The sequence below is a fragment of the Sphaerochaeta sp. genome (assembly GCF_050256055.1).
Classification (GTDB): domain Bacteria; phylum Spirochaetota; class Spirochaetia; order Sphaerochaetales; family Sphaerochaetaceae; genus Sphaerochaeta.
Genome location: NZ_JBFWIJ010000044.1, coordinates 1 through 12,545 on the forward strand (window position 1 = coordinate 1; position 12,545 = coordinate 12,545).

The 12,545-nt window shown below is 46.1% G+C and carries 6 protein-coding genes; 5 read left to right on the forward strand and 1 reads right to left on the reverse strand.

The genetic code is table 11. The features are described from left to right. Nucleotides 1-22: 22 nt before the first annotated feature. A complete protein-coding gene (locus AB7C91_RS13135; protein ID WP_428592166.1) occupies nucleotides 23-406 on the reverse strand; it encodes a helix-turn-helix domain-containing protein in 384 nt (127 codons plus the stop codon). A 731-nt stretch (nucleotides 407-1,137) separates the two neighbouring features. On the opposite strand from AB7C91_RS13135, the gene AB7C91_RS13140 reads away from it, so the two are divergent. The 5 genes from AB7C91_RS13140 to AB7C91_RS13160 all read left to right on the forward strand — a co-directional run bounded on the left by AB7C91_RS13140 (nucleotide 1,138) and on the right by AB7C91_RS13160 (nucleotide 12,381). After that, on the forward strand, nucleotides 1,138-4,539 hold the full coding sequence (locus AB7C91_RS13140) for a DNA methyltransferase (RefSeq protein WP_428592169.1): 3,402 nt from the start codon (nucleotides 1,138-1,140) through the stop codon (nucleotides 4,537-4,539). Between the two features lie 12 nt (nucleotides 4,540-4,551). Continuing rightward, nucleotides 4,552-7,842, forward strand: a complete 3,291-nt coding sequence (locus tag AB7C91_RS13145; RefSeq protein ID WP_428592172.1) for a DEAD/DEAH box helicase family protein — start codon at nucleotides 4,552-4,554, stop codon at nucleotides 7,840-7,842. Nucleotides 7,843-8,550: 708 nt separating this feature from the next. Further along, nucleotides 8,551-10,941: an AAA family ATPase gene (locus tag AB7C91_RS13150; protein ID WP_428592175.1), complete on the forward strand. Its 2,391-nt coding sequence runs from the start codon at nucleotides 8,551-8,553 to the stop codon at nucleotides 10,939-10,941. Beyond that, on the forward strand, nucleotides 10,908-11,996 hold the full coding sequence (gene mcrC, locus AB7C91_RS13155) for a 5-methylcytosine-specific restriction endonuclease system specificity protein McrC (protein ID WP_428592178.1): 1,089 nt from the start codon (nucleotides 10,908-10,910) through the stop codon (nucleotides 11,994-11,996). Before AB7C91_RS13150 ends, mcrC begins: the two co-directional genes overlap by 34 nt. Before the next feature lie 130 nt (nucleotides 11,997-12,126). Next, entirely contained in the window at nucleotides 12,127-12,381 is a 255-nt protein-coding gene (locus AB7C91_RS13160; RefSeq protein WP_428592181.1) for a restriction endonuclease, read from the forward strand. The last annotated feature ends 164 nt before the right edge of the window (nucleotides 12,382-12,545 follow it).

Consider the following 12,545-nt stretch of genomic DNA (forward strand, 5'->3'; position numbering starts at 1 on the left):
CTTGCACACTTAACCATGCTGCCTAGTTTTCCCCGCTTTTCCTCTTGATCAGTTCTGCAATGAACATCTTCCAGTCATCCTCGTCCGCTTCCAGGTTCCTTGCGGTTCTCAGGGCAGCGTTCACATACGGCCGTTCGGTCACATACGGATTCAAATCCGGTGCGAGCAGACCCTTTTGCTTGCCGACGATGTCATACATCTCGGCTTTCTCTTTTTCATTCAGATTCAGCACCTTCGCCAAATCTGCCAGTCGTTCCTCAGTCAGCGGTCCACGGCGATTGTTTTCCACATCGCTGAGAAACGGCGCCGATACTCCCAAAGTACGAGCCACTTCACGCAAGCTAATCTGCTTTTCTTCGCGTTTGTGCTTCAGGTACTCTCCAAAAGTCACGGTAGTTTTCTTCATAATCCTTGTCATCCTTGTAAGCCTGTTAGTCGTCAGACTTGGTGAGCGGAGGATAGTACGGAATGATATGGAGGGTCAATAGGATTTTGGAAAATAGTGTAAACATGTGTTAAGTGGTATTCAGGTAGTGGTGAGAATAGAGGATATGAGGGAAGGTGTCAATCGGGATATCATTCCTTTTCTCGTTCTTCGCTCGCTGAGCTTACGTATTAATCGGTTAAGAACGTTTGACTTCCGGTTACCATCGCAGTATAGTTACAAGCTGAAATAAACTAGAAGTGTTATATTTGCAGTATTCCATATCTACTGTTGAGGTCATGATAAAAATCAATAGCCTTTAAGAGAAGTATGAGACATGGGATAAATAAATTATTGCTGGTTTTCAATGAACGAAAAAGTCAACAACTTCGGTATCCACCGTGACACCGTTTACAATTCGATCGACATGCATTCGAGACCCACACCTCGCATAGGACGTTTTTGGAAGTTCAAGAAAGAAGAAAGCGACGAGTGTGTGAAAACTGGCAGGGGAACTGATTGCTATAAGAAGGATTTGGAAGAATGATTACGGATTACCATGAAAGCTACCAAGACCATGAATTGAGCAGAGTCGATGGCAACCTTACCGACCTCATCACGGAATCGTTCGAAAATCGAATACTATAGTAAACAATTGTCACACCGATTTTCACAATTCGGTGGAGCGAGATTTAAGGGATAAGGAGATAACCATGCCATCTGCCGAACAACTTCGCAGCCGCCTTTTGAAAAAGCTTTTTGAGCTGTTCCAACTCGATCAGCCGGACCTTGATTTCGGCTTTTACCGAATTATGCACGCCAAGGCGAAGGAAGTTCAGGACTTCATCGGTACCGATCTGCTGAAGATCGTGGCGGATGCTTTCGGTGATGTAGACGAAGCCCGCAAGGCAGAGTTGCAGGCCATCTATGAGAAGGCCATTCAGACTGCCAAGGATTTCGACGCTCCCAATCCAGAGGAGACCGAACCAGTTAAAAAAGCAAAAGCCGTATTGGATGCAGTCAAGGATACAGCCAGCGCTGAGGCAGATGTGTATGACCATCTGTATCGTTTTTTTGAGCGCTACTACGACAATGGTGACTTTATCTCTCGCCGTTATTATACGCGGGAGACCTCCGGCAAAGCCGCGCCTTTTGCCGTGCCCTACAACGGCGAAGAAGTAAAACTTCACTGGGCTAATGCCGACCAGTATTACATAAAAAGTGACGAATATTTTTCCAACTTCACTTTTGACTTGCGCCATGCAAAAGAGGTGCGGGCACTGCAGGAGCAGAATCAAAACGGAAACTTGTTTGGTGTTGAGAACGATTCCCCGCTGAAGATTCATTTTCGTGTTGTAGAAGCTACTGAGGGCGAGCACGGCAATGTAAAAGTCAGCGAGCAGAACAAGAGGTTTTTTATTATCCACAAAGATAATCCTGTGGAGCTCAACGAGGCTGGGGAACTTGTCTGCAACTTTGAGTATCGCTCTGACCCGGAGAAAATCGGCCAAGGAAATACCTGGCGGGACAAGCGCAACACCGAAGCGGTAGAGACTATACTGGAATATATTGAGAATATCGAAGCCACCGGTAGCGAACACGAGAAACAGATCGCGGAATATCTGCGTCTGCTCAAGGTCCCCGCTCCGACCGACAGCGATAAGAAGAGGCCGGTATTGGCCAAGTACGTGAATCAGTACACTGCCCGCAACACAATGGACTATTTTATCCATAAGGATCTGGGTGGCTTTCTGCGCCGAGAGTTGGACTTCTACATCAAGAACGAGGTCATGCGTCTCGATGACATTGAAAACGCAGACGCCCCGGCGGTCGAAAGCTATATGGCCAAGATCAAGGTGCTGCGCAAGATCGCGGGCAAGCTGATCGACTTTCTGGCCCAGCTTGAGGATTTCCAGAAAAAGCTCTGGCTCAAGAAGAAGTTCATTATTGAAACTAACTACTGTATCACCCTCGACCGGGTTCCCGAGGAACTCTATTCAGTCGTGGCCTCCTGTGATGAGCAGAATGAAGAGTGGATCAAGCTCTTCGCCATCGACGAAATCCAGGCCGATCTACACAGCCCGGGGTTCTCACGGCCTTTGACGATCGAGTTCCTCAGGGCCAACAACAAGCTGGTGCTGGATACCCGCTTTTTCGATGACAGCTTCAAAGCCCGGCTGGTGGAGTCGATTGAAAATTTCGATGAACATTGTGATGGACTGCTGATTCATTCAGAAAACTTTCAGGCACTAAATCTATTGCAGAAGCGGTATCGTGAGCAGGTGAAATGCACATATATCGATCCGCCATACAACACTGGTAAAGATGGTTTTATCTACAAAGATTCGTACCGGACATCAAGCTGGGCATCATCAATAAACTGTGGACTTAATTCATTGTTTTCAATTATGACAGATGATTCTCTGTTATTTGTAAGTAATGACGACAATGAAAACGAGAACCTTAAGAAGATTCTTAGATCAAATGGCTACTTTGTGAAAACTAACCTGATATGGAATACGGATGGTCATACTGATAATCAGTTTGAAATAAAGGTTAACCATGAATATGTAACACTTGCTCAAAAAACATCATACGCAGATTATGGCAGAGTTATTGATCCTAATACTAGGAAAGAAAGTAATCTTTGGAAAAATTTTGCAGAAAATTCAATTACCAAAAATGGGCCAGCAAATCCCTATTCTGAAGTCATTCTACCGGTTGGCTTCCCAGTCAATAAGGAATCAGGAACTATCGAAGAAGATGTCCCGACGAGTGGTTTTTTTTCAGAGCTTGGTTCTCAATCATATTTTCCTCGAAATCTAATAAGAAAATATTCGGTTATATTTCCAATCAAATACAATTCAGCGAATTATAGGGATTTCAAGCTTTGTGAAGAGTTAAAGGTATCCGCTGGTTGGGCAAACCTGAATAAACTCAAGAGCTTTATAAACAACGGCTGTTCCCCGGTAAAGGATGAAGACGGAGAAATGGAGTTTTACCTTTCTGAAAAGGGAACAATTTATTACAAAAAATCAAAAGGATCAGCAAGAAATATCGTTTCTGTCCTGCGTAACTTTACCACAACTGAGAAGATGAAGTATGAACTCGAAGATATGGGTGTTGAGTTCTCATACCCCAAACCAAAGGATCTTATTAGTTATATTCTAAAAATTGGCAACGCATCACAATATTTGGATTATTTTGCTGGATCTGGCACTACAGGTCATGCGGTCATCAATCTGAATCGTGAAGATAGTGGTAACAGAAAGTACATTCTTGTCGAAATGGGAGACTATTTCGACAAAGTGCTCAAACCCCGCATTGCCAAGGTGGTCTATTCTGAAAGTTGGAAAGACGGCAAACCCACAGCGCATCATACCGGCATATCCCACTGCTTCAAATACATCCGCCTGGAATCCTACGAGGACACGCTCAACAATTTGCGATTCGATAATAATCCCCAGCGTAGAAAGGCGTTGGCTGCCAATCCGACGCTCAAGGAAGACTACATGCTTCACTACCTGTTGGATGTGGAGACACGGGGCAGTCAGTCGCTGCTCAATATCGACACCTTTGCCGATCCGACCGCCTACACCCTGGAGGTAAAAAAGCCGGGGACGGACGAGTACGCCACCCGTGCGGTCGATTTGATCGAGACCTTCAACTATTTGATCGGCCTGCGTATGCTGCACATATCCGTGCCACAGACTTATCAGGCGACCTTCAAGCGGATTCCGGACCCAGAACTGCCCGAAGATCAGCACACCAAGCTGGTGGTGGATGGTCGCATCCGGCAGGACGAAGGCGGCCCGTGGTGGTTCCGCAAGGTCGAGGGCTGGGTACCCAAGGACCCGGCCAATCCCAACAATGGCCAGCGGGAGAAAGTTCTGATCGTCTGGCGCAAGCTTACCGACGACATCGAGCAGGACAACCTGATGCTGGATGAGTGGTTCCAGACAAACCGCAGCGGTACCCGCGATTTCAAGTTCGACACCATTTACGTCAATGGTAGCAACAACTTGCCCAATCTGAAGCAGGATAACGAGGTCTGGAAGGTCCGCCTCATAGAAGAAGAGTTTATGAAGCGCATGTGGAATGGTGAAAACGCGTAAGGAGGCGATGTGATGGCAAAGAAACGTTCACGCAGCCCCAAACTGCATAAGTTTCGCAACAAGCTGCTCCTCAATCAGTGGCTGGTGAGCCTGTTCGGCATCGATCCTCTTGCCGAACATAAAGTAAATGGCAATGGGGTTCTCCCCTTTCACAAGCTGGCTGAACCCATCCGCGATCCGCGCCTGGAAGGCTTGGACAAGGATAATCTACATTTCTTCTACCACCATCTCGTCGATAGCCCGCTCTTCAGTTATACCGATGGGGCGGCTGAATTCCAGGGCTTTCGCATCAGTCGGGACATGCTCTTGACCTACGAGCAGAACATTGTTCGCCATACCCAGGCGATCAATGAAAAGCGTCACCGGCCAGTGGTGTGGAAATATTACCAGTGGCTGACCTTGATCTTTGTTGAAATCTACCTGGACCGATTTTTTAGCAATCGTGAAGGGATACTCGCTGATCTCAATGCATTTGTTGAGCGTTTCAACCGCCACTGGGACGATTACGCTGATGTGCCGCCATACAACGAGGATGATCTGAACAAGCTCTGCATGCAGAACGCTACTGGTAGCGGCAAGACACTGCTGATGCACGTCAACCTGTTGCAATACCGGCACTACGCCGCAAAGCATGGGAAGGATAAAGAACTCTCCCGGATTATCCTACTGACGCCCAACGAGCGTCTCTCAGAGCAACACATCATTGAGTTTCGGGAGAGCGATATTTCTGCAGGCAGCTACCTGCAATCACGTGGCAGCCTCTTCGGACTAGCCCAGGGTCTTGAGTGTGTTGATGTGCTGGAGATTACCAAGTTAGCTGATCAGGAGGGACCGAACACCATCGCCACGCGAAGTCTGGGAGATCAGAACTTGCTTCTGGTTGACGAGGGTCATCGTGGTATGAGTGGTAAAGAGGAAGGCGTCTGGTTCTCCCGGAGGTCAGACCTTTGCGCCAAGGGCTTCACTTTCGAGTATTCGGCCACCTTCGAGCAGGCCGTTCTGGCATCAGGCAATGTTAATTTTGAGAACAGCTACGCCAAGGCAATCATTTTTGATTACTCTTACCGATGGTTCTATGAGGACGGTTTCGGCAAGGATTATCAGATCCTGAACCTGCCAGAATCCTTCGAAGAGACGCAGTCGATCTATATGATAGCCTGTTTATTGAAGTTCTATCAGCAGCTTCGGATCTACCAGGAAAAAGTGAAAGATTTCGGACCGTTCAATCTGGAAAAGCCACTATGGGTCTTTGTAGGCAGTACGGTTTCATCAGGTAAGATGAACAAAGATGAACAGATCGTCGCCACGGATGTCGCGCTCATCATCCAGTTCATCGCAGACTTTCTCGACAACCAGCAGGCAGCTACGCGGCGTATGCACGAGATCCTCACCGGTAAAGGTCAAGATACCGGCCTGCTGGACAATGATGGGAACGATATCTTTGCTGGGGCATTTACATATCTGGCCCGGGCCATGAATGACGGCGAAACCATTGAAGACCTCTATCGAGATATTCTCGCTAAGCTGTTCAACAATGCCGCAGGCGGGCATTTGTCACTGGATCGCATCAAAGGCGAATCCGGCGAAGTGGCCTTGCGTGTGGGCATGAGCGAGACGCCCTTCGGCCTGATCAACGTCGGTGATGCCAAAAGCCTGTGCGACCACGTTGCCGAGGTGGCGGCGCAGGACGGTACACGACTGACCGTGGAAGATAGTGACTTTAACGAGGCGATGTTCGCCTCCGTGAAGGATTCTACGTCACCGGTCAACCTGCTTATCGGCTCCAAGAAATTCGTTGAAGGTTGGGACTGCTGGCGAGTCAGCACCATGGGCTTGATGCATGTCGGGCGCTCGGAAGGTTCGCAGATAATTCAGCTCTTCGGACGTGGTGTCCGTTTGAAGGGTTACGAGTGGAGCCTCAAACGCAGCGGCCATTCACATACGCCGGTCAGGCCGACCTTCATTGAGGAGCTGGAAACCCTCAATGTGTTCGGTGTTGAAGCCGACTTCATGGAGAAGTTCCGCGATTTCCTTAAAGAGGAAGGCCTTCCTGGAAACGAACGCCGTAAGATCATTACCATCCCGCTCAATGTCACCTATGACTTCGGCAAGAAGCTTAAAATCCTCCGACCTAAGCGGAAGGCCTCTGACGGCAAGGAATATAACTTTAAAAAAGATGCAGCGGTGCCCACTGCCGGGGAAATACCGGACTACATGACACACAACACGGTGGTCGCCGACTGGTACCCGCGCATCGCGGCTATGCAGTCACGCGGTACATCTCTGACGACCCAGAAGAACAAGGTATCGTTACGTGAACAGCATTTGGCGCTGCTGGATTATGACACGCTCTTTTTCGAGATGGAGCGGTTCAAGCGCGAACGAAGCTGGTACAACTTCAATATCACCAAGGATGGTATTCGGCGTCTACTGGGGGACCCGAGCTGGTATACCCTCTACCTGCCCGAAACTCGCCTGAACCCGGAAACCTTTGATGGCGTGCTTTTGCTACAACAGGTGGCGTCAGAGCTTTTGAAGCGGTACTGCGATCACTACTACAACTATCGCAAACGGGAATACATCGAACCGCGCCTGGAGCTACGCGACCTGACTCCAGATAATGACAACATCCCGCAGGAGGACTTCTATCAACTTATCGTGGATGGTGATAAAGAAGAGGTTATCCAGAGAATCCAGCAGATCAAGAAGGATCTGGAGCAGAAAAAGGATGATCTGCTGAAGGTTGGTGATCTGAACGCCTGCAATTTCGGCAAGCACCTGTTCCAGCCGCTTTTTCACGTTCGGCGCGGTGGGAAAATCACCATATTGCCTGTCACTCTCAACGAGAGCGAATATCAGTTTATCACCGATCTAAAGACTTGGTGGGACGATTACGAAGGCTCCTTGGAAAAGGAAGGAATGGAACTCTTCCTGCTCAGGAACATGAGCCGAGGAAAAGGTGTAGGATTCTTCGAGGCGGGCAACTTCCACCCAGATTTTATTCTGTGGATGCTGATTGGAGGGAAGCAATATGTCACCTTCATTGAGCCACACGGTCTTTTGCACGAAGGCCCCGTCAGCGAGAAGGTTCTGTTTTACAAACGGATCAAGGATGTAGAGCAACGATTGGAGGATCCGACTGTGATCCTCAACAGCTTCATTCTTTCGTGGACGCAATACTCGCAACTGAAATGGGATAACACACAGGGCGAGCTCGAGGATATGCACGTGCTGTTTATGATCAATGACCGGGACAGATATATTGACAAGCTATTCGCCCGGCTGAGGAGGATGGTGGAATGAGTTCAATAGTGTCCATAGGAAGCGTATAGTGAAAATTTCAACTATGACCCAAACAACAGTTTCTGCTGAGCAGATATGCGATCTAAAAGAACATACCAACTTGTTGCTAGCGTCAGTAGGAGTATACAATTTAGCTTAGTTTTATCATCCGAAGCACTCATCTCAAGCCTGCATTCTGTAATGCTTGTTATTGCTCGATCTTATAAGTTGACAAGATTTTCTGTGATCTATCTTGTTAAACTGGTTGTATTGAATAGATCTCTCCAGACCATAATACACGTAATAAATGGCCTATGGGAGTAATCATTATTTTATTCCATGATGGCTTGAGCAAAGAAATTTGCATGGAAGTTTAATCCTTTGTACTGGAAATATTTATTGCTATGACTGGTTATTTAGGGAACATTAATGAGTGGTGAAATGGAAAAATTATCTCCTTGATAAACATTTCCGTGTTAAAATCTTGTATGGGTTTTCCGCAATCCGTGATGATTGAAAGGAGAAGCCTCGGACTGCTGGAAGAAATAGTTTTCTAACTCAGATCAGGTAATGCCCGACAAGTCACCTTGCAATATGGTGGTGTATCCGTATTTAGGTTCTTCATCCTTGCTCTACAGCGATATGACGATACATTGGTAGATTTCTGGATTTTTAAGAAATCCAATTTCTAAAAGGCTGTCATGCGAGTATAGAAGAAGGAGCCGTAGCTTGATTGACAAATCTCTCTTGAAAACTGTGTTGGAGAGGTATAAACAGGATTTCACAACCACCCAATGGGCCGATGAAAAGTACAAATGGGAAGCTGTGAAATGCTTCCAAGACAATTGGGAGGTGAATTCGGTAGATTTTGCTTCCATGCTGACAAATTCACTTGCCAAGACAGAGAATCTGCTCGCCTCGATGAACTTTCTTCCCTCCAACATGATTCAAGAATTTGCTGCTCGGGCTCCTGAGGAAGTTCGGGCGATGTTTATTGCACTGTTCGATGAAAACGAAGAAGTCTTTGAGCGCATTGAAGCTTTCAAGACACAATCTGCCATCCTGCTTGAAAAATATGGAGAAGGCGCGAAGCAGCATTACCAGAATGAGAACGCAATCAGTACGTATTTATGGCTCAGGTATCCGGACAAGTATTACATCTATAAATTTGGTGAGGTGAAGACCGTCTCCCGCGAGTTGTCCAGTGACTATCGATTCAAAAAAGGTGCATATGCCGACAATATTCGCAACAGCATTCTGCTATATAACGAAATCTGCAACGAACTACATAAAGATAAGGAATTGGTAGATCTTCTTGAGAAGCACTTGACTCCCAGTTGCTATCCCGATCCAGAGTTGAAAACATTAACCATCGATGTGGGTTTCTACATCAGCCGCTATTATTCAAAGAAGGATTTGCTTTCAGATGATTCCTGGATCCCCGTAGATTACTCGCCAGAAATTTCAATGGAGAAATGGATTGAGCTTCTCAATGACAAAGAGATTTTTACCCCTAGCAGCCTTGAGATCATGAAGAGGTTTAAGGATTACGGTGGTATGGCAACATGCACTCAACTGGAGACTAAATATGGAGAGAATAAAAATTTCTACAACAGTGGTTCCGTTTCTCTGGCGCGTCGCATAGCTGAAAAAACAGGCTGTCCTCGCAAGAAAGACGAACAAGAGAACTCACGCTGGTGGCCGATACTCTATGTTGGACGTCAAGCAAATAAAGATGACCAAGGCAGTTTTGTATGGAAACTTAGGGATGAGCTAGCCGCTGCGCTGGATAAAGTCGATTTGAGCAAGGTGGCATTATATGCCACCCCTACTGATGGTAAAGATATACACGGATATTGGTGGTTGAATGCAAATCCCAAGATCTGGAGTTTCTCAGACATTGCTGTGGGGGAGGAACAGTCGTATACACTCTATAACGACAATGGGAATAAACGTCGGATTTTTCAGAACTTCTTGGACGCCAAAGCGGGAGATCTAATCATCGGGTACGAATCTAATCCGATCAAGAAAATTGTTGCGCTGGGGAAAGTTGTCGCTGAACAGGATGGTGAGAAGATTTATTTTGAAAAGATCGAAGGCCTCTCAGTACCAATCGACTACCAAACATTGAAAGAATGTCCTGAACTTGAGAGGATGGAATATTTTAGAAATGCCCAAGGGAGCCTGTTCAAGCTAACCAACTGGGAATTTGATTTCATAATGGATCTTATCCGCGAGGAGAATCCTGTTGCCGTAAAGGACCATGTCGAGGCCTATGGGAAAAAAGACTTTCTGAAAGAAGTATACTTGCCAGAAAACCGATACGATACACTGGTTGCAGTCCTGAAGAACAAGCAGAACATCATACTCCAAGGCCCCCCGGGAGTGGGTAAGACTTTCGCTGCAAAGCGCCTAGCATATTCGATCATCGGGGAGAAGGACGATTATCGAATTGAATTCGTGCAGTTTCACCAAAGCTACTCGTATGAAGATTTCATGATGGGATATAAGCCGGTGGAGGACAAATTTGAACTGAAGTTCGGAATTTTCTACCGATTCTGCCAGCGGGCAGCCAACCAGCCGGACAAGGAGTTTTTCTTCATCATAGACGAGATAAATCGAGGGAACTTGAGCAAGATTTTCGGAGAGCTCCTCATGTTGCTCGAGCGCGATTACCGTGGGACTAAGGTGACGCTGGCGTATAACGGGATGTCGTTCTTTGTACCGAAGAATCTGTATATCATAGGCATGATGAATACGGCCGATCGTAGTCTTGCTATGATCGATTATGCCCTCCGTCGTCGTTTCAGTTTCTTCGAGCTCGAACCCGGTTTTGATTCGGATGGTTTTATACGGTATCAGGAATCCCTTGATGATGAGACTCTCAATGAGCTTCTGCTCAGGGTAAAGGAATTGAATAAGGAAATCGCTTTGGATAAATCACTAGGAAAGGGGTTCTCAATTGGGCATAGTTATTTTTGTAGTCAGGAAGAATGTACAGAGGAATGGCTTGAATCCGTAGTCAAGTTTGAGATACTTCCCATGCTAAGTGAATACTGGTTCGATGATTTCAATAAGCTACAACGATGGGAAAGTTTACTGCTCGGCGTGTTCCAATGAAACAATATGGAAATGTTTTTATAAAGAACATTTACTACATGTTGGCGTACGCATTCACCGCATTACGTCAGGAAAACTTTGAAGATGTCGCTAAAGAGGAATTCGACAACATCCACAACCTGTTTGCTTCCATCTTGGCAAAGGGGATCGGACTGCAATTGAAACAAGGGTTGTATCGGGAGTACCTGAATCTCACGGAAGATCTGACCGTGATGCGTGGAAAGATCGAGATGCCCGGAACTGTCAGGAACAAGGTGGCACACAAACAGGTGTTGACCTGCGAGTACGATGAGCTGTCAGAAAACAACCTGCTCAACCAAATCCTGAAAACTACTGTGATGATCCTCCTGCACCATTCCCAAGTGGAAGCTACATACAAGAATGAGCTGAAAAAAGAGATGTTGTTTTTCTCGAATGTGGACGCTATCGATCCCGCATCGATACGCTGGGCTACCTTGAGGTTCCATCGAAACAATAACACGTATCGAATGTTGCTAGGGGTTTGCCAGTTTATAATCGAGGGCATGCTCCTAACAACTGACTGGGGAGCATACAAACTAGCCTCCTTCGTGGATGAAAAGGAAATGTTCCACCTATATGAGAAATTCATCCTTGAATATTACAGCAAGGAATTTCCTCAATTGAAAGCGAACGCTTCTCAAATTCCTTGGGCACTCGATGATGGAGTCGAGACCATGCTTCCAATAATGCAGAGCGATATCACACTGTCTTACAAAGACAAAATCCTCATCATCGATGCAAAGTATTGGGCGCACTCCACCCAGGCACAATATGACAAGCATACCATCCATTCCGGCAACCTCTACCAGATATTCACGTACGTGAAGAACAAGACTGCAAGTATTAATGGTAAATCTTGCGAAGTGGCCGGAATGCTACTTTACGCAAGGACTGATGAAATGGTCCAGCCGGATGCCGCATACCGCATGAGTGGGAACATGATTAGTGTGAGGACGTTGGACTTGAACTGTGAATTTCAAGTCATTGCGAACCAGCTGAATAAAATTATGGAAGAATACTTTGGAGTAGCGTGAAATTAGTATTGATGTTGGAAATGTTGATTAAGCTTGAGCGAAAGAACTTGATTTAATGTGTCTCATGCTGAGGAAGATTATTTAAACGGATTAAGATTATGATTCTTGATGGAATTTGCCGTAGATCGGTATTGACGGAGTGATCAACGAGGATGTGTTGGGTTTTGGCCGAGTGTGCATACAGGCCAAGAAGTATGCCACAGGAAATCTAGTCGGACGGGATGAATTGCAGAAGTTTGCCGGTGCTTTGATGCAGGCTCAATCGAACAAGGGAGTTTTTATCACCACTTCAGATTTTACCAAGAGTTCATATGAGTTTGTACATACCTTGAATGCAAACATCCGTATCATCCTCATCAACGGGAGAGTATGCTCCATTGTATGACATCAAGCTTTCCCGTTGGCTAATGTCTTGTACTCACTAGTAGCGTTTTCTAATTATGGTAGAATTTTATAATTTTCGATATTGATATAAAATATTTGGAACAGTTATAAGGGCGTAAATTGTTTTTCAATTATTAAAATATACCTGAAGATTTTAACATAGCC